Source organism: Solidesulfovibrio carbinoliphilus subsp. oakridgensis, from assembly GCF_000177215.2.
In the GTDB taxonomy this organism is placed as follows: domain Bacteria; phylum Desulfobacterota; class Desulfovibrionia; order Desulfovibrionales; family Desulfovibrionaceae; genus Solidesulfovibrio; species Solidesulfovibrio carbinoliphilus.
Map to the genome: position 1 here is coordinate 1,471,096 of NZ_CM001368.1, position 18,086 is coordinate 1,489,181.

An 18,086-nucleotide genomic window follows, 5' to 3' on the forward strand; every position below is an offset into this window, starting at 1 on the left:
TCATCATACTGTAATCTTTCGCATTTGGAAAATCGTTGCCCCCCCGGCCGAGGTAGTCTAGACTCGCGCCTTCTGACTTGAGCCCAAGTAACGACTCTGCACATAACCCGACAGAGCTAAGGTGGTGCTATGCCTCGATTGTCTCGCCTCGTAGTTGTATTGACATGCCTCAGCCTGCTGGCAGCCGCCCATACTCCCTCCGCCGAGGCCTATACCGTCCAATCCGGGGATACGCCCCAATCCATCGCCAAAAAGCACAACCTCTCGGTGGAGGAGCTGCTCAAGGCCAACAAGGGCCTCAAGCCCAGCAAGATGCACCCGGGCGACTCGCTGACGATCCCCGGATCGTCTTCCGGCAAGAGCGACAGCAAGCATTCCGACAAAGAGCCTTCCCGCGAAAAGGCGGACAGGAAATCGGACGCTTCTTCGGCCAGGGAACGGGCCGCCGAGGCCCGTGACCGGGAAAAGGAACGCAAGGAATCCGCCAAGTCGTCCGCCAAAAGCGCGGGCACCTACACCGTCAAAAAAGGCGACACCCTTGGCTCCATCGCCGCCAAACATGATCTGAGCGTCAACGACATCGTCAAAGCCAACAAAGGGTTGAGCCTCAGCCGCATGAAGATCGGCCAGGAGCTGGTCCTGCCCGGGAACGCCCCGGCCGCCAAGGCCGAACCGACGGAGAAGCCGTCCCACAAGGCGGAAAAATCCCACGAACCCCAGGAGCAGACCTCCACCTACACCGCCCACCGGCGCGATACCGTGAGCTCCGTGGCCCGCCGCTTCCACACCACGCCCAAGGAACTGGCCCGGCTCAATCCGGATATGGGCAAAAAACTCCATTCCGGCGAAAAACTGATCGTGCCGCTCGGCGCGTCCAAGGCAGCCGAGGAGCCCGAGGAACGGCCCGCGCCCGTGGCCGCACCCGTGGCCGAACCCGAAGCCGCTCCCACCCGTCCGTCCAAGACCGCCCGGGCCAGCGAACCGGAAGCCCCGCCGGCCATGCCCGAAAGCCGCGAAATGGCCGACGCCGAGTCTTCCTTTGAAAAGGGCATCGAGCTCGGCAAGCAGAACAAGTTCCAAAAGGCCGTGGAGAGCTTCGACAAGGCCATCAAGCTCAACCCCAACCGGGCCGACTACTTCGCCAGCCGGGGCCACGCCAACTACTACATGAAGCAGTACCCCAAGGCCATCGACGACTACACCAAGGCCATCGAGAAAAATCCCAACTTCGCCCTGGCCTATTCCATGCGCGGCCTCAGCTACACCCGCTCCGGCCGCTATCCCCAGGCCATCGACGACTTCAACAAGGCCATCAGCTTCGGTCCCGGCGAGGCCGACTACTACAAGGGCCGCGGGTTCACCTACCTGCACCTCAAGCAGTACGGCCCCATGTGCCAGGACTACCAGAAGGCCTGTTCGCTCGGCGACTGCGAACTCATGGAAAGCGCCAAAAAGGAAAAGCTCTGCCAGTAGCCCTGGCGGCACAGGGCCTAAAAAAAGCCCGGCTTCGGCCGGGCTTTTTTCATTGTTCGTCGGGACACCGGTTTCGGCGGCATCCCGGTCGGCGGAGTCCCGTCTTCCGGGAACCCGCGCAAACCGATTTTCCGGGGAACAAGCCATCCGCCGCAGGCCGGCCGTCTTCCCCTGCCGGGTCGATTCCCGGCGGAATCAGCCGTGCCCCGCCTTCCGCCTGGGCCACAGCTGGGAGGCCAGCATGCCGCCAAACATCAGGGCGCAGCCGAAAAGCCCCCTGCTCCCCAGGCTTTCATCCAGCAGCACGGCCCCGCCGATGGCCGCGAAGACCGTCTCGAAGCTCAAGAGGATGGCGGCATGGGTCGGCTTGGCGTCGCGTTGGGCCACCACCTGGAGCGTGTAGGCCAGGCCCACGGACAAAAGGCCTCCGTAGAAGATCGGCCAGGCCGCCCCGCGCACGCCCGTCCAGGTCAGGTCCTCGAAGGCCAGGGCGCAGGCCAGGCTCAGGACCGAACAGACCACATACTGGGCCATGGCCAGGGGCAAGGCCCGGGTGCGCGGCGACAACCAGCCGATGACCAGCACATGGCAGGCCCAGAAGACCGCACCCACCAGTTCCAGCCCGTCGCCCGGGGCCAGGGTGAAGTCCTCGGTCACGGACAGGAAATACAGGCCGATGGCGGCGGCCACGGCCCCGACCACGTCGCCCCGGGCCGGCCGCTGCTTGAAAAAAAGCCCCAGAAGCGGCACCAGCACCACGTACAGGCCCGTAATGAACCCCGCCTTGCCGGCCGTGGTGTACTGGAGCCCCACCTGCTGGAGCGTGGCCCCGGCAAAGAGCACCCCGCCGGCCAGCAGGCCGCCGAGCCACGGGAATCCGTCCCGGCTGCCGGCCAGAAACGGCGCCGGCGGCGGGTATCGCATGGACCGCACCGCCAACGGGGCCAGCACCGCCGCTCCCAGCGCGAACCGGATGCCGTTGAAGGCCATGGGCCCGACATGGTCCATGCCCATCCGCTGGGCCACGAACGCCAGTCCCCAGATAAGGGCCGTCACCAGGCACAGGCCGTCGGCCCGGAGTGATGCGTCGCGCATGTGTGGGTACTCCGTGGAAGGGAGGAGGGAAGAAGCCTCCGGCGGCCGGGGGGATCATCCCCCCCGGACCCCCTGGAAGGGAAAAACGAGGACGGCAGGCCGGCGGAGAGCGGAAAAGCCCCTTTCGGGTGGGTCCGGGAGGGGATGCCCCCTCCCGGCCGCCGGAGGCTCTTCACGTTTTCCTGTCCGCTACTGCGAACGCTGGTTGTTACTTTGCTGCGTTTCGCCGCCGCGTCCGCCGCGCGGGACGATGAGCACGCGCTTGAGCGGCCCTTCGCCCTTGGATCGGGTGGAGATGGATTCGTCCTCCTGCAGGGCCAGGTGCACGACCCGGCGGTGGTAGGAGGACAGGGGCTTGGTGGACTGGGGCCGGCCGAGGGTCTTGGCCTTGTCGGCCAGGAAAATGGCCATCTTGCGCAGGTTGTCGTCCTGCCGCTCGCGGTATTCGCCGGTGTTGATCTGGACTTTGACCGGGCTGCCGTGGCGGCGGATGACGATGCGGTTGACGAGATACTGGATGGAGGAAAGGGTCTGGCCCTCGCGGCCGATGAGAAGGCCCGAGTTTTCCTCGTCGAATATGAGGACAGACACCCGTTCGCTGTGGCCCGTGATTTCGAATTCCGGGGACTGGCCGAGGATGCCGTCGAGCATCTGCACCATGACTTCGCGCACCAGGGCTTCGAGTTCCGGCGTCATGGGCTGGGGCGGCGTTTCCGGGGCGGCCGGGCGACGCTCCTCGCGAGGGGCCCGGGGCTCGCGGCGGGAGCCCCGCCGCCCGGCAGCGGACGTTTCGGCCTGGTCCTCGTCGAAGTCCTCGTCGAAGTCGTCTTCCTCGGCCAGGGATTCGTCCTTGGCGACCGGGGCGACCGGGGCCGGCCTGGGCCGGGCGGCCGGTTCCGGGCGCGACGGGGGCGGCGTCTCGACCGTGTCGGCCGCAGCAGCCTCGATGCCGGCAGGCTCCGCAGGCGCGGCCTGGGCTTCGGATACGGCGGCCGGAGCCGGGGCCTCGGCCGCCGGAGCCTCCGTCGGCGCTTCCGCCGGAGCGGACTGCCGAGGCGGCCTGGGGGCGCGCGGCTTGTCGTTGCGGGAGCCGTTTTCACGCCTTCCCTGGCCGTTCCTGTCCTGCTGGAGAAGGTTTATTTCCTCGCGTATCCGGGCCCGCACTTCGGCCTTTTTCTTGCCGACCAGTCCGAAGATGCCGGACGAGCCGCCCGAAAGGATTTCGACTTCCAGTTTTTCGCGTGGCGCGCCGAAATACCGGCAGGCCTCCTCCATGGCTTCGTCGACGGTCTTGCCGCTAAAGGTCCTAAATTCGCTCATACTCGCTCCTTGATTGCACTTCCTTCGCAGGCCCGGGGCAAGGGATGCTCTCTGACGATGGGCGTCAGGACTTCTTGTTGAGCATCCAGTATTGCTGGGCAATGGAAATGACGTTGTTGACCAGCCAGTAGACGACCAGTCCCGAGGGGAAATTCAGGAACATGAAGGTGAAGATGACAGGCATCAGCAGCATGACCTTGGCCTGGGTCGGATCGCCCGGGGCCGGCGTCATTTTTTGCTGCAGAAACATGGTCGCCCCCATGACCAGGGGGGTGATATAGTACGGGTCCTTGGCCGACAGGTCGGCCAGCCAGATCATGTTGGTGAACGGCAGATGCGCGATAAAGGGGGCGTGACGCAATTCGATGGAATGGAGCAATGCCTGGTAGAGCCCGAAAAAGACCGGGATCTGCACGATCATGGGCAGACACCCGCCGGCCGGGTTGACCTTGTAGGTCTTATAGAGCTGCATCATTTCTTCGTTCATCTTCTGGCGATCGTCCTTGTGCTTCTCCCGCAGCTGGGTGAGCAGCGGCTGGAGCCGCTTCATCTGCTCCATGGACTTGTAGCTTTTGTGGGACAGGGGCCAGAACAGGCCCTTGATGAGGACGGTCAGGAGAATGATGGCCACGCCGTAGTTGCCGACATAGTCATAGAAGAAATGCAGGAGCTTGAGCAGCGGCTTGGCGATGAAATCGAACCAGCCGTAGTCGATGGCCGCGGCCAGGTTGTGCGGGGCCTGGGCCAGAAATTTGGGGTCCTTGGGTCCGAGGTAGTAGCGCACGTCCAGGTCGGTGCGGCCGCCGGCCGGGATCTCGATGCCGTCCTTGTCCAGGGCCACACGGAAGATCTCGTCCTCGAACTTGGCCTTGCCGCGCAGGCCCTCGGCCTCGGGGATGATGCCGACCAGGAAGTAGTTGCTCATGACCGCGCCCCACTGCACGGGCTTTTCGTCGGTCATGCCCTCGGCGAGCTTTTTTTCGTTGGAGAACAGTTCCAGGCCGGTGTCGTAAAAGGCGGCCTGGGTGGGATTGTAGCTGTCGTCGGCGGCCGAGAGGCGGTCCACGGCCACGGTCAGGGACAGGCGGTCCTTGACCGGGGCGGCGCCGGTGTTGGACAGGGAAAGCTTTTCGTCGATCAGATAGCTTGCGCCGGAAAAGGTCAGGGTGCGGCGGATCAGGGTGTCGCCCAGGCGGCCGGTGAAGGACAGGCTGCCCGCGCCGGCGGCATCGAGCTTGAGATCACCGCCCTCGACGGACCACTCGACGTTCTGCCAGGTGGGGGTGCCGTTGACGATCAGCCCGAGGGGAGCCTTGAGCTGGGCCTTGGCGTTGACGAGATCGACCAGGGGGGAATCGGGGGCAATGGTCTGGCGGTACCCTTTGAGGGAAAACTGTTCCAGCACGCCGCCGGCGGAATTGAAAACCGCGGTGTAAAGCGGTGTGTTCACCGTCACCTTGCGGCCGGGCGTCGGGGCGAAGGCCGGGAGGGTCTCGGCTCTTTGGGCTGCCGGAGCCGGTGCCTGGGCGGTGGGAGCCTCTGTCTGCGTTGGGGTGTCGGTCTTAGGGGCCTGGGGTTTGGCCGGAAACAGGAAATTCCAGCCGACCAGAACGGCAAGCGAGAGTACCACGGCCAGGATTACGCGTTTGTTTTCCATTGTCCTTCAAATCCCATCGATAGGTGTGGGTGCGTCGGCAAGAGGACGCGTTGCGAGGCGCCCTGAGGCGCGGCCAGAATGCGAGTGGAACGGGGTCGAAACCGCCCCGGGCGAAAGGATGGCAGCGCACAAGCCGCCACAACGCCAAAAGACCGCCCCGAAGAACGCCGAAACGGGCCACCGCCTCCAGAGCGTACTCGGAGCAGGTGGGCAGGAAGCGGCAACAGGGCGGCTTCAAAGGCGAAAGGGCAAGCCGATAGAACGTTATGGCCCAGATGACGGCGCTTCGCATGGAGTCACGCTTCCCGGCAGGACCGGGCGTTCGAAGTCCTTGGCCATGCGCCCAAAAAGCGGCAGCAAGTCACGACAGGCCTGGTCGAACGTCAAAAGACCCGGGTCCAGGCTTTTCTTGGCAACGACCACGATGTCGAGCGCACCGACAGCTCCGGGGGCGGCAAGTCGGAAGCACTCCCGCAACACGCGCTTGACGCGATTGCGGGCCACGGCGTTGCCGACTTTTTTGCTGATGGCCATGCCGAGCCGCCAGGGGGCGTCCCGGTCCCGGCGCGGCAGGACGAAGACGAGGAAGATCTTGCCGTGATAGCGGCGGCCCGCCTCGAAGCAGGCCGCGAATTCCCGTTGCGTCAGGATCCTGTGCGCCGGCTGAAAGCCTAGACGGCCAGACGTTTGCGTCCCTTGGCGCGCCGACGGCGCAGGATGGCCTGTCCGTTCTTGGTCCTGGAGCGGACCAGGAAGCCGTGGGTGCGTTTTCTGCGAATTTTGCTGGGCTGGTATGTCTTCTTGCTCATGCATGATCTCCAAAATTGTGATGAATTTCCTTCAATACCCACGAAACGCGGTCACGTCAAGGCCGTTTTCCCGAGGATGCCGCGGGCGCCGCGAGGCGCTCCATCCCCGGCGTCGATTGCCCGGGAGAGTCCTTTTGCGGCGGCCGGACGAACCGGACCGCCACCAAGGCGAACGCGCCCAGAACCAGAAGAGGGTCGGACTCCCAGGCCGCCAGGCCCACCAACGCGGCCCCGCCGGCCACAGCGGCCCACCCTGCCCTTTTTCCGGCCACCAGGGAAGCGGCCAACAGCAGGAAACCCGCGCCCGCCAGAAATATTCGCGCATCCAATTGGACAACCTACTAATATTATTTTGTTTTTAAAAAACCGCAGGAACAAATCCGATATTTTCATATTTTTCGCTTGACGGGAAGGGGGCATGCGCCTAGAACCGTTTCTCCAGTGACGCGGGGTGGAGCAGACCGGTAGCTCATCGGGCTCATAACCCGAAGATCGTGGGTTCAAATCCCACCCCCGCAACCAAGGAAGTCCAAGGGCTTACGGTAGAAACACCGTAGGCCCTTTTTCTTTTTGATACCCCATTCCTCACCGACAGCGAGAATACCTCCGGACCGCCTTGGCGATTTTCAACGCCGAGTCCCGCGCCCTTTCAGGCCAATCTGTCTTATGATATAGGGAAAGGGCATCGCTCCAGGGGACAGGGCCAATGTCCACTCAAAAACCGCAACACGGTCGACGGGAAAGCCTGAGCCGCAGGCTGCGCCGCGCTGGCATGAACGGGAGTTGCCGCCGCTCAACCGCCCCCCGGGAGGTGCCATGTACCATTATTGGGGCAAAGCCGCCAAAGGCAGTACGGCCCATCACCTGCTCGTCTACCACTGTCTTGACGTCGCCGCGACGTTGCGCGCCCTTCTCGACGCCGACAAGCGCCTGCACCAGCGTCTGCATGCCCTGGCCCCGGCCGTGGCCCCGGCGGACCTCGACGCCCTGCTCCTGTATTTCGCCGTGCTCCACGATCTCGGCAAATTCGCCCCAGCCTTCCAGCAACAACGGCAAGACATCGTGGACAAGCTCGACGGGCCGCCCGCAAAGCGCATCTGCAACGCCCATCACAGCCATCTGGGCAAAGCCATCTTTTTCGACGAGGATATTGTGGTGGCTTGGCAGCCCTCCTTGCTCTGCCGCGACGGGTGGCCGCATAAGGACATCCTTGCGCCGCTCACCGACGCCGCTTTTGGGCATCATGGCAAGCCGCCGCAAGACCTCTCGGACAGCAACCTCCGTCTCCCTCCCTCCACTGCGGCGGCCATCCGACAGTTCATGGGCGAGGTCTGCAGCCGGTTTCTGCCCGGCCCACTGACGCTGCCGGGCGGCGATGCTGCGAACCAGGCGTTTCGGCCGGTGTCCTGGTTCTTTGCCGGGCTGCTCGTGGTGGCTGACTGGCTCGCCTCGGGCCAAGGCTTTGCCTACTGCGAAACGCCTATGGATCTGGCCGTCTACTGGAACGAGCGCGCCCTGCCCCAGGCCCGGGCCACTGTGGCCGATTGCGGCATGGTGTCTCCGCTGCCGCGCCAGGGCGGCGGGTTTCACGAGTTGCTGCCGCATATCGAGCAAAAATATGGCCCCACGCCCTTGCAGGCGTATGCCTTGGAGGTCGCCGGGCGGGACAGCGGGCCGCGTCTTTTCATTTTCGAGGACGTGACCGGGGCCGGCAAGACCGAAGCGGCCTTGCTCGCCGCCCATGCCGTCATGGCCGGCGGCGAGGCCCACGGTTTTTATATCGGTCTGCCCACCATGGCCACGGCCAACGGCATGTATGCCAGAATGGCCGCATCGTACCGGGCGCTTTTCATGGACGCCGACACGGTGGTACCGTCGCTCATGCTGGCCCATGGGGCGCGTGGCATTCAGGACGCGTTCTTGCACAGTATCGGTCTGGAGCGCGGCCGGGACGGCGAAAGTGATGCGGCGGACGGGGAGCAGCCGGATAGCGGTGCCTTTTGCGCCGCCTGGCTGGCGGATAACCGCAAAAAATCCCTGCTTGCCCCGTGCGGCGTAGGGACGTTGGATCAGGCCCTGCTGGCCGTTTTGCCGGCCAAGCACCAATGTCTGCGCCTGCTCGGCCTTGGCCGCAACGTCCTTATTGCCGACGAGGTGCACGCCTACGATCCCTATACCACGCGCCTGCTGGAAACGTTGCTCACCTTTCAGGCCGGCCTTGGCGGCTGCGCCATCCTCCTTTCGGCCACCCTGCCCCGGCGCATCAAGCAAGGACTGGCCGCAGCCTTTTGCCGGGGGGCCGGCTATCCGGTGCCCGCGGTTTCGGCCGATCCGCTGCCCCTGGCCACGCGGCTGGCCAACGGCGTTTTTACGGAAACGCCGCTTGCCCAAACGCGCACCCTGTCCGTGGCCGTGACCTTGTGCCACGATCCGGCCGAGGCGTTGGACCGGCTGGTCGCCGTCCATACTGCCGGTGGCTGCGCCATCCTGCTGTGCAACACCGTGGACCGGGCGATGGCAGCGCGAAACCTGCTGGCCGAGCGCCTGCCCCCGGCCGATGTGCTGCTCTTTCACGCCCGCTTTGCCTTGTGCGATCGTCTGGCCATTGAGGAGCGCGTGCTGGCCATCTTCGGCAAGGGCTCCACGACAGAAATACGGCGCGGGAAAATTCTGGTTGCCACACAAGTTATTGAACAATCACTTGATGTTGACGCAGATTTTCTGGTCACTGAACTGGCCCCCATGGAGCTTGTCCTCCAGCGGGCCGGCCGGTGCCAGCGCCATAACCGCAAATGGCGGCCGGCGGGATTTGTCGGGCCGGCCGTGCTGGTTCTTTCCCCGCCGGCCGTGGACGAGCCGGGGCCGGGCTGGGGCGAGGCCGAGCTTGGCAAGGGATTGTTCGTCTATCCCGGCCATGACGTGCTCTGGCGCACGGCGCAGCTTTTGGCGCGGTGGGAGCGTGTCGAGCTGCCCCGGGACGCCCGGGAGTTGGTGGAGGGCGCGTACGATGCCGACGCTTTACCCACGCCGGCAGCCCTTCAGTCGGCCGAGGACAAGCAGACGGGCAAGGCCAGCGCCGAAAAAAGTTTAGCCCTGTTTAATGGTCTGGAATTTTCCCAAGGCTATGGGACCGACGCGGCGGCCGGGCATTGGCACGACGACCGCGAGACGCCGACGCGCCTTGGCGAGGAGCGGGTGACGCTGCGGCTGGTGCGGGTGGTGGACGACGGCTTGGCCTTGTGGGCCGGGGAAGGGCTCGACGCAGCGACCTGCGCCCGCTCGGAAGTGTCGGTGCCCAAGCACCGGGGTGATGCCCTGGCGGCCACGGACGCGTGGCAGGAGCGGCTGGACGCCTTTGCCGCGACCCTGCCGGACAAGGGGCGTTGGGTGCGGTTGGTGCCCTTTGTGGAAACGGAGACGGCCGGCGTCTGGCACTGCGCGCTGCCGGGGACGACGGCGGTGTATAGTCGGGAGGGAGGGTTAAACTATGGCTAATACAAATGAATACAAATAGTTGACAACTACCCCCTATATGACTAAATTATTATAGATCAACAGGAACAAGGTGAACTCTCACCGCCGATCTCGGGAAATGCGTTCCCCACAAGCGTGGGGATGGCCCGGTAGCAAGGGCGTCGAAGACAAAGGATTATTTTAAGTTCCCCAAGAAATTGGGGATTAGAGATTCAAAGGTAGCTAGGGTTACTTAAACAATAAAAATATCTTGCGTGTTCCCAGAAAATAGCCTTATACGAAAAACGCCTTCCACCAAAAAGCGCTCGGTGGAAGGCGTCTCCGCTCGGAGCTAATCCGAGGATAGTGTGGTAACTTCCTCATATTGCCATCTCCGGGCGAAGTCAATTTGGCTGCGCTAAACGTCATGGGAGAAAAACATGACCGCATACCGGAGAGCACGAGATCTTTTCATTGTGATTCTCATTTCTGACGACTTCAGTCTGATCCTGATCCTCATTTCATAAGCGCTCTAACCGCCGCCAGCCCGGACGGGCACGCTCGTTTTGCCGTTCGGGCTGGCATCCGTCTTGATTCTCATGTACTCTTATAGAAAAACAAAACTCATGGAGCGAAACACCCATGCCATCGTTCAATCTTCTGACGCAAGACTGGATTCCGGTTCGCCGGGTCGATGGGACGCGCCTGCGCATTCCGCCCTGGCGCATCACCGATCCCGGGGACGGGTCGCCCGGGCAGGCCATCGCCGACATCGACACGCCGCGCCCCGACTTCAAAGGGGCGTTGCTCGAACTGCTCATCGGCTTCGTCCAGACCGCCCTGCCGCCCACGGATAACCGAAAATGGCGACTCGGCTTGAGCGCCAACACGACCAACGAACCACATCTCGCCCCACCGGACTACGCACCCGCCGCCCTCAAGACCGCATTTGCGCCGCTCACCCCCTTCTTCAACCTCTTCGGCGACCGGCCGCGCTTCCTGCAAGACCTGACGCTGACCGAAGCCGAGGCCAAGGAGCCCTCTCCCATCGCGGCGCTGCTCATGGATTCGCCCGGGGAAAACGCCACCAAGTTCAACAGCGATTTCTTCATCAAACGCGACCAGCCGCCCGACCGCCTGTGCCCGGCCTGCGCCGCAGCCGCACTCCATGCCCTGCAAACCTATGCGCCAAGCGGCGGAGCCGGCCACCGCGTCTCCCTGCGCGGCGGGGGACCGCTCACGACCCTCGTCATGCTTGACGACTCGCTCTGGAAAACTGTCTGGGCCAATGTGCTGCCACTCGATGCGGCCAATGTCGAAGCCCTGCCGGCCAATCCCGCCGCCCTCCCGGGTGCGGTCTTCCCCTGGCTGGCCGTCACCCGCGACAGCACAGCCAAGGGCAGCGAGGTCCACCGCGAAGGGATGCACTTCCTGCACCACTACTGGGCCATGCCCCGACGCATCGTGCTCGATGCCGAAACCGACGAAACACCGTCGGCCTGCCCGGTGTGCGGCCAGCCAGGCAATGTCTTCGTGCGCCAATACCGGACCAAAAACTACGGGAACAACTACGGCAAAGGCTGGCAGCATCCTCTCACCCCCTACCGCGACCAGGGGCCGGGCAAGGAAGCGCTTACCATCAAAGGCGAAAGCGAGGGGCGGGCCTACAACCAATGGCTCGGCTTCGTCTACGGAGCCACGGACGACAAGAAGCCCGTCATCCCGGCCCGGGTCGTGACCCACTACCGGACAGGTTCGCCGCCCGGGCAGGAAACACCCGCCCGGCTGCGCACGTTCGGCTGGGACATGGACAACATGAAGGCCCGCAATTGGTGTGAAGGCGAGTATCCCATCCTCGACCTCAAGGGACGCGAGGCCAAGCGTTTCATTGGCGAGGTCGCGCCGCTGGTCAAGGCGGCGGAAGAAGCATGCAACAATCTGCGCAAAGCCGTCCATGAGGCGCTCTTTTCGGAAAAAGGCCCAAAGCCCAAACCCGATGCAACCTTGCTGGCCCTGGTCGAAACCCGGTTCTGGGCCGAGACGGAGACTGCGTTTTACACCTCTGTGCGCTCGATTCTGGAGGCATCCGACGACGACGAGGAGGCGCGCTTGGGAATCGCGCTCGGCTGGCGCCGCACGCTCCTTGACGCCGTGGGGGCCATCTTCGCCGCCGTGGCCGAGGACGGTGGCACGACGCCGCGAAAGACCCGGCAAATCTATGCGGCGCTCAACCGGATGCGGGGCTACACCTTTGGCAGTTGCTCGAAGATCCTTGGCATCGCAACCCAAAAGGAGGCGAAATCGTGATGACGCTCAAATCCCTGCTCTACGGCACCGAGCCGCCAAGCGCCGCCTTTTGGGCCGTGCTGCGTAAATGGTGGGAGAGCCTCGACGCCAACCGGGGAGCCAGGGCCAGACTGCGCCGGGCCAAGACCCCGGACGAGGTGTTTGTCTCGCCGGATTACCAGCGCAGCCTGCTGCCGCTCCTTAAAACTGCCGGCATCGAGCTGACGCCGCAAGACGCCGCCAAATTTGCCCGGGCCGTGGGCGTGCTCGCCCATGTACGCACGCTGCTGCCCGAAGGGCACTTCGCCCGCCAGCTTGCCCCGGCCGACCCGGGCCAGGAATCCGTGCGCGACCCGCGCTTTAAAAAGCTCCTTGCCACCACCGACCCGGACGACCTGTTCCTCATGCTGCGCCGACTGGTCGCCTATCTCGGCGGCACGGCCGAGTTGCGCAGTCTCGTGACCGGAGCGTCCGACTGGACCGACAAGACCCGCCGCGCCTGGGCCATCCAATACTACGTCAACCGCTCTGCCAAAAAATAAGGGAGAAATCGCCATGTCCCGATTCATCCAGCTCCATATCCTGACCAGCTACCCGGCCGCCAATCTCAACCGCGACGACCTGGGCGCGCCCAAATCCATGCGCTTTGGCGAGGCCAATCGCCTGCGCGTTTCCTCCCAGAGCCTCAAACGCGCCTGGCGCACCTCGGATGTCTTCAAGGCGACGCTTGGCGCGGACCACCTCGGGGTGCGCACCAAGGAACTCGGCCGCAAGGTCTTTTGCGCCCTGACCCAGGGGGCCAGCCTCGACGCCGTGTGGGATGCTCCCGACGCCACCGGCACCCTGGCCGCGCTCAAAGAAAAGACAGCGGCGGAAATCGCCCGGACCATTGCCGGGGTTTTCGGCAAAATCAAAAAGGAAGCCGACGCCAAAGCTGAAAAGGACGCTGACCCGGTCAAAAAACGCAAGGAGCTGCTCGACTCCCTGGAGATCGAACAGCTGGCCCATGTCAGCCAGGAAGAACGCCGCGCCGTGGCCGCACTGACCGAGGCCTGCCGCGATGCGGGCAAAGCCCCGGACGCCAACGCGCTGAATCTGCTTCGCAGCGACGCCAAGGCCGCCGACATCGCCATGTTCGGCCGCATGCTGGCCGCCAGCGCACGCTTTAACGTCGAGGCCGCCGTCCAGGTGGCCCACGCCGTCACCGTGCACCGGGCCGTGGCCGAGGACGACTTTTTTACCGCCGTCGACGACCTCAACCGCGACGACGCCGGAGCCGGCCATATGGGCGTCTCGGAATTCGGGGCCGGCGTTTATTACCTCTATCTGTGCATCGACCGGGCGCTGTTGGCCGAAAATCTCGGGGGCGACGAGGCGCTGGTCCAAAAGGCCCTGACGGCGCTCACCACCGCCGCCTGCACCGTCGCCCCCACCGGCAAACAGGCCAGCTACGCTTCTCGGGCCTATGCCTGCTTCGCCCTGGCCGAAAAAGGCGACGACACGCCGCGAAACCTCTCCCTGGCCTTCCTCAAGCCCGTGGGCGAGAGAGAAGAAGAACGCGACGGCCATCTCGGCAAAACAGCCATCGCCGAATTACTCAAAACCAAAGCTAAAATGGACAAGGTCTACGGCCAGACCCTTGCGGATACCTCCTTCAACGTCTTCGACGGAAAAGGCACCTTGGCCGAACTGGCTGCCTTCGTGGCGGAGTAGCCCATGGCCCGATACCTCATCTTCCAACTCTACGGGATGCTGGCGGCCTACGGACTCGTGGCCGTGGGTGAAGTGCGTTTAAGCGCCGGCCACCCCACGCGTTCGGCTGTCTTCGGGTTGCTGGCCGCCTGCCTGGGCATTCGCCGCCACGAGGAGGCGCGGCTGGCCGCCCTGTCCGGCGGTTATGCCCTGGCCGTGCGGGTGGACGCGCCCGGCACGTCGCTGCTCGATTACCACACCATCCAGACGCCGCCGGAGAAAAGCAAACGCATCTACCGCACCCGCGCCGACGAACTGGGCGGGCTGCTCGGCATCGACGAACCGCCCTATACCGTCCTGTCCCGGCGGGGCTATCTCTGCGACGCCCACTTCACGGCCTGTCTGACCCCGGCCGCCGCGCCCCCGACCGACGCGACCCCGCCGCATACGCTGGAAGCACTGGCCGAGGCGCTGCGCCGGCCGGTCTTGACCCCCTACCTCGGCCGCAAAAGCTGTCCGCCGTCCCTCCCCTTCCATCCGCGCCTCGGGGAATACGACAGCCTGGAAGCGGCGCTGGCCGATTATCCGCTGGAGAAACTGGCTTTCCCGGCCGGGCTCAAACCCCACGATCCGGCCGTCGTCTTTGCTGACGAGGACGAAGCAATCACCCCCGCCACGGTGACCAGCCGGCCTCTTGTGCGGGACCGCACCGTGCAGCACGGCCGCCGGCTCTTTGAAGAACGCCGGGGCGTTTGCGGCGTGACCGCGCCCGGCGTTGTCGCGCCCCGGGGCAGGGACAAGGAGGCCGGCCATGTTCCTCACTAAGCTCAAACTGCGTTCCAAAGAGGCCATTTTCAAAAACGTCTACGACGCGCATCAGGCCCTGTGGGAGCTTTTCGCCGACAGGCCGGATCGCAAGCGCGATTTCCTGTTCCGGGAAATCGACGCCGAGAACTATCTGGCCCTCTCGGCCCGGGAACCTGTTGACCACAAGGGCGTGTGGCGCATGGCCGTCAAACCGTATGCACCAAAACTGGCCGCAGGCGACAGGCTCTATGTCTCGCTGCGGGCCAATGCCGTGGTCAAGCGCAAGGGGGCCGACGGCAAGCAAGACCGTTTCGACGTGGTCCAGGACGCACGCAAACCCTATAAGGAACGCGGCGAGGAGCCGCCGCCGCGTGCCTGGCTCGCTCAGGAATACGGGACGCGTTGGCTGCTCAAGCGCCAGGATGACCTGGGACTTTGTTTCGAGGATTCGAGTCTTGTGGTCGAAAGCTATGCGCTGCGCCGGTATTGGCGCGACGGCCACGAAGTCAAATTCGGCACCCTGGATTTCGCCGGGTTCGCCGAGGTTTGTGATGCGGACAAGGCGCTCGATGCCCTGCGAAACGGCATCGGTCCTGCCAAGGGATTCGGCTGCGGGCTTGTGCTCGCCCGGAGGGCGTAGGCGTGCTGCCCCGTCTGACGCCTTTGGCGCTCAAGGAACGGGCGTCCATGGTCTTTTTGGAAAAAGGCAATCTGGACGTGCTCGACGGTTCCTTCGTGCTGGTGGACGCAACCGGCGTGCGCACGCACATCCCCGTTGGCGGGGTGGCCTGCATCATGCTGGAACCGGGCATACGGGTGACGCACGCGGCGGTGACACTGGCGTCGCGGGCGGGCACGCTTTTGACCTGGGTCGGGGAGGCCGGGGTGCGTCTGTACGCCTCCGGCCAACCCGGCGGGGCGCGAAGCGACAAGCTGCTGTACCAAGCGGCCCTGGCCCTTGACGAGGAGGCCAGGGCCAGGGTGGTGCGCAAGATGTTTGCCGTCCGCTTTGGCGAGGAGCCGCCGTCGCGGCGCAGTGTGGACCAACTCCGTGGCATCGAGGGGACGCGGGTGCGCGAGATGTACAAGCTTCTCGCCAAGCAATACCGCGTCCCCTGGTCGGGCCGGAAATACGATCACCGGGAATGGGGCAGCGGCGATTTGCCCAACCGTTGCCTGAGCGCGGCCACAGCCTGTCTGCACGGATTGTGCGAGGCGGCGATCCTGGCGGCCGGGTACGCGCCGGCCATTGGCTTCTTGCATACGGGCAAGCCGCGCAGTTTCGTGTACGACATTGCCGATCTGTACAAATTTGACATGGTCGTACCGGAAGCTTTTCGTGTAGCGGGACAGAATGCTGCCGAACCGGAACGTGCCGTGCGTCTGGCCTGCCGGGATCGGTTTCGTGAATCGAAGCTTTTAAAGCGCATCATCCCGGACATTGAGGAAGTCTTGTCCGCTGGCGGCATTCCCATGCCGCAGGCCCCGGCGGATGCGATTGGTCCGGCCTTTGCCGACGAGGAGGGACTTGGCGATGATGGTCATCGTTCTTGAGAATGCGCCGCCCCGTCTACGTGGCCGTCTGGCCGTGTGGCTGCTGGAGATCCGGGCCGGGGTGTATGTCGGGGATTATTCGGTGAAGGTTCGGGAGAGGATTTGGAACACCGTGGAAAACGGTCTCGAGGACGGCAACGCGGTGATGGCGTGGAGCGCGCGCAGCGAATCGGGGTTCGAGTTTCGCACGCTCGGGGCCAATCGGCGAATGCCTATTGATTTTGACGGGTTGAGCTTGGTTTCCTTTCTCCCTCTGGAGTCGGTTGAAAGCAATTCCTAACCCACTTTTTTCATTGACAATTCAGAAAGTGTATTCTGGTGGATTTCAGGGCATTGAAAAATGCCGGTAAAATCAGCATACTGCCATACCAGTGTTCCCCGCAGGCGCGGGGATGATCCGATTTCGGTCCGGCACGTCTTCCGGGGCTGCCCGTGTTCCCCGCAGGCGCGGGGATGATCCGTCTGCATATCGCAAATCATTCCAAAGCATCCGGTGTTCCCCGCAGGCGCGGGGATGATCCGATCTATCTATCTCTCTTGAGGCCATCCAGGCCGTGTTCCCCGCAGGCGCGGGGATGATCCGTTTGCCGCAGCGGCAGACTACGTTGGCATGTCGTGTTCCCCGCAGGCGCGGGGATGATCCGAGCATCACCGGGGATGATGTCAACTACTATGCGTGTTCCCCGCAGGCGCGGGGATGATCCGGGCATGTGGCGAGATAGCCCCAAGCCGGCCGGGTGTTCCCCGCAGGCGCGGGGATGATCCGAGCTGAAACCCCGTGGTTATCTGATTTCTCTGATGTGTTCCCCGCAGGCGCGGGGATGATCCGCCTGCCGTACCTCGTCGAGGTAGGCTTGGCCAGTGTTCCCCGCAGGCGCGGGGATGATCCGACCAGCCTTTCCGCCTCATCAAGATCTCGGCCGTGTTCCCCGCAGGCGCGGGGATGATCCGGTCGAACTGGCGACGACGACCGAGGTACAGACGTGTTCCCCGCAGGCGCGGGGATGATCCGATCATTTCCGTGGAGCTGGAAATCCCGATTATGTGTTCCCCGCAGGCGCGGGGATGATCCGTCACAAAACCCCAACAGCGCCACGGGGAACGCGTGTTCCCCGCAGGCGCGGGGATGATCCGATCATGTCGCCTTCTATGATGGTCGGTTCCATGTGTTCCCCGCAGGCGCGGGGATGATCCGGGCCGAATGTCCCGAGCCCGTCGTCGTCACTGGTGTTCCCCGCAGGCGCGGGGATGATCCGTCCTCTCGCCAGGCGAAGCAAGGATGATTTTGGTGTTCCCCGCAGGCGCGGGGATGATCCGGCGGATAATGGAATTTGCGTGCATCGACCTGAGTGTTCCCCGCAGGCGCGGGGATGATCCGATCGCGGACACGATTTGGGAGGTGGCGGAGGGGTGTTCCCCGCAGGCGCGGGGATGATCCGCTGGCTCGGCTGGAACGCCGGCTGGACGGGAGGTGTTCCCCGCAGGCGCGGGGATGATCCGTCATCTCCCCGCACGTAAGCGGTGGGCGTCCAGTGTTCCCCGCAGGCGCGGGGATGATCCGGTAGGGATGATATCGCGTGGCTATTTGAAACAGTGTTCCCCGCAGGCGCGGGGATGATCCGCGACCTGGAACTTGTGGTATTCTGTTTCGGTGGTGTTCCCCGCAGGCGCGGGGATGATCCGGCGACGCACGGCCCGGGTCGGCCGCAGCCCTAGTGTTCCCCGCAGGCGCGGAGATGATCCGTCGGCTCCTTCCGTGTTGAGTGAGGCCGCAAAGTGTTCCCCGCAGGCGCGGGGATGATCCGGCAACGGGCGAGTCACGGCAAAATCTAGGGTCGTGTTCCCCGCAGGCGCGGGGATGATCCGGCGGGTGGTTTGCGCAAGTCCCATGCGGCCCCGTGTTCCCCGCAGGCGCGGGGATGATCCGGCCAGAGGGTCGA

Annotated in this window: 14 protein-coding genes, 1 tRNA gene, 1 pseudogene and 1 CRISPR repeat array (1 of these 17 running past the window's edge); of the genes and pseudogenes, 10 read left to right on the forward strand and 6 right to left on the reverse strand. The window is 64.2% G+C overall.

Annotation, left to right across the window (positions count from 1 at the left end; translation table 11 throughout):
- Window positions 1–129: 129 nt before the first annotated feature.
- Window positions 130–1,473 (forward strand): LysM peptidoglycan-binding domain-containing protein, encoded by a 1,344-nt coding sequence (locus tag DFW101_RS06515; protein WP_009180717.1) that lies wholly within the window; start codon window positions 130–132, stop codon window positions 1,471–1,473.
- A gap of 195 nt (window positions 1,474–1,668) precedes the next feature.
- Here the strand turns inward: DFW101_RS06515 and DFW101_RS06520 are convergent, their stop codons facing one another.
- The 6 genes and pseudogenes from DFW101_RS06520 to rpmH all read right to left on the reverse strand — a co-directional run bounded on the left by DFW101_RS06520 (window position 1,669) and on the right by rpmH (window position 6,354).
- Window positions 1,669–2,568: a DMT family transporter gene (locus DFW101_RS06520; RefSeq protein ID WP_009180718.1), complete on the reverse strand. Its 900-nt coding sequence runs from the start codon at window positions 2,566–2,568 to the stop codon at window positions 1,669–1,671.
- A 189-nt stretch (window positions 2,569–2,757) separates the two neighbouring features.
- The gene (gene jag / locus DFW101_RS06525) at window positions 2,758–3,888 is read right to left on the reverse strand and encodes an RNA-binding cell elongation regulator Jag/EloR (protein WP_009180719.1); all 1,131 of its coding nucleotides are present in this window, start codon (window positions 3,886–3,888) and stop codon (window positions 2,758–2,760) included.
- Between the two features lie 64 nt (window positions 3,889–3,952).
- Complete coding sequence (gene yidC / locus DFW101_RS06530) at window positions 3,953–5,545, reverse strand: membrane protein insertase YidC (protein WP_009180720.1); 1,593 nt, start codon at window positions 5,543–5,545, stop codon at window positions 3,953–3,955.
- Entirely contained in the window at window positions 5,451–5,837 is a 387-nt protein-coding gene (gene yidD / locus DFW101_RS20250; RefSeq protein WP_009180721.1) for a membrane protein insertion efficiency factor YidD, read from the reverse strand. Before yidD ends, yidC begins: the two co-directional genes overlap by 95 nt.
- Window positions 5,810–6,202: pseudogene (gene rnpA / locus DFW101_RS19750) on the reverse strand (ribonuclease P protein component); the annotation flags it as partial. The pseudogene rnpA and the gene yidD, both read right to left, overlap by 28 nt.
- A 14-nt stretch (window positions 6,203–6,216) precedes the next feature.
- Window positions 6,217–6,354 (reverse strand): 50S ribosomal protein L34, encoded by a 138-nt coding sequence (rpmH, locus tag DFW101_RS19755; RefSeq protein WP_009107569.1) that lies wholly within the window; start codon window positions 6,352–6,354, stop codon window positions 6,217–6,219.
- 445 nt (window positions 6,355–6,799) lie between these two features.
- Between rpmH and DFW101_RS06540 the strand changes: the two genes are divergently transcribed.
- The 9 genes from DFW101_RS06540 to cas2e all read left to right on the forward strand — a co-directional run bounded on the left by DFW101_RS06540 (window position 6,800) and on the right by cas2e (window position 16,426).
- Window positions 6,800–6,876 (forward strand) — tRNA-Met (locus DFW101_RS06540).
- A gap of 294 nt (window positions 6,877–7,170) precedes the next feature.
- Window positions 7,171–9,849, forward strand: coding sequence for a CRISPR-associated helicase/endonuclease Cas3 (locus DFW101_RS06545; RefSeq protein ID WP_009180722.1), 2,679 nt, complete (start codon window positions 7,171–7,173; stop codon window positions 9,847–9,849).
- Window positions 9,850–10,449: 600 nt separating this feature from the next.
- On the forward strand, window positions 10,450–12,114 hold the full coding sequence (casA, locus tag DFW101_RS06550; protein ID WP_009180723.1) for a type I-E CRISPR-associated protein Cse1/CasA: 1,665 nt from the start codon (window positions 10,450–10,452) through the stop codon (window positions 12,112–12,114).
- Window positions 12,114–12,635, forward strand: a complete 522-nt coding sequence (gene casB, locus DFW101_RS06555) for a type I-E CRISPR-associated protein Cse2/CasB (RefSeq protein WP_009180724.1) — start codon at window positions 12,114–12,116, stop codon at window positions 12,633–12,635. Before casA ends, casB begins: the two co-directional genes overlap by 1 nt.
- A 13-nt stretch (window positions 12,636–12,648) precedes the next feature.
- Window positions 12,649–13,806: a type I-E CRISPR-associated protein Cas7/Cse4/CasC gene (gene cas7e, locus DFW101_RS06560; protein WP_009180725.1), complete on the forward strand. Its 1,158-nt coding sequence runs from the start codon at window positions 12,649–12,651 to the stop codon at window positions 13,804–13,806.
- Between the two features lie 3 nt (window positions 13,807–13,809).
- The gene (gene cas5e, locus DFW101_RS06565; protein WP_009180726.1) at window positions 13,810–14,610 is read left to right on the forward strand and encodes a type I-E CRISPR-associated protein Cas5/CasD; all 801 of its coding nucleotides are present in this window, start codon (window positions 13,810–13,812) and stop codon (window positions 14,608–14,610) included.
- The gene (gene cas6e, locus DFW101_RS06570) at window positions 14,597–15,232 is read left to right on the forward strand and encodes a type I-E CRISPR-associated protein Cas6/Cse3/CasE (RefSeq protein ID WP_009180727.1); all 636 of its coding nucleotides are present in this window, start codon (window positions 14,597–14,599) and stop codon (window positions 15,230–15,232) included. Before cas5e ends, cas6e begins: the two co-directional genes overlap by 14 nt.
- A 2-nt stretch (window positions 15,233–15,234) precedes the next feature.
- Window positions 15,235–16,146 (forward strand): type I-E CRISPR-associated endonuclease Cas1e, encoded by a 912-nt coding sequence (cas1e, locus tag DFW101_RS06575; RefSeq protein ID WP_009180728.1) that lies wholly within the window; start codon window positions 15,235–15,237, stop codon window positions 16,144–16,146.
- Entirely contained in the window at window positions 16,127–16,426 is a 300-nt protein-coding gene (gene cas2e / locus DFW101_RS06580; protein ID WP_009180729.1) for a type I-E CRISPR-associated endoribonuclease Cas2e, read from the forward strand. Before cas1e ends, cas2e begins: the two co-directional genes overlap by 20 nt.
- A 91-nt stretch (window positions 16,427–16,517) precedes the next feature.
- Window positions 16,518–18,086: direct repeats of the CRISPR family, unit length 29 nt; unit sequence GTGTTCCCCGCAGGCGCGGGGATGATCCG; it runs 2,001 nt beyond the window's last position.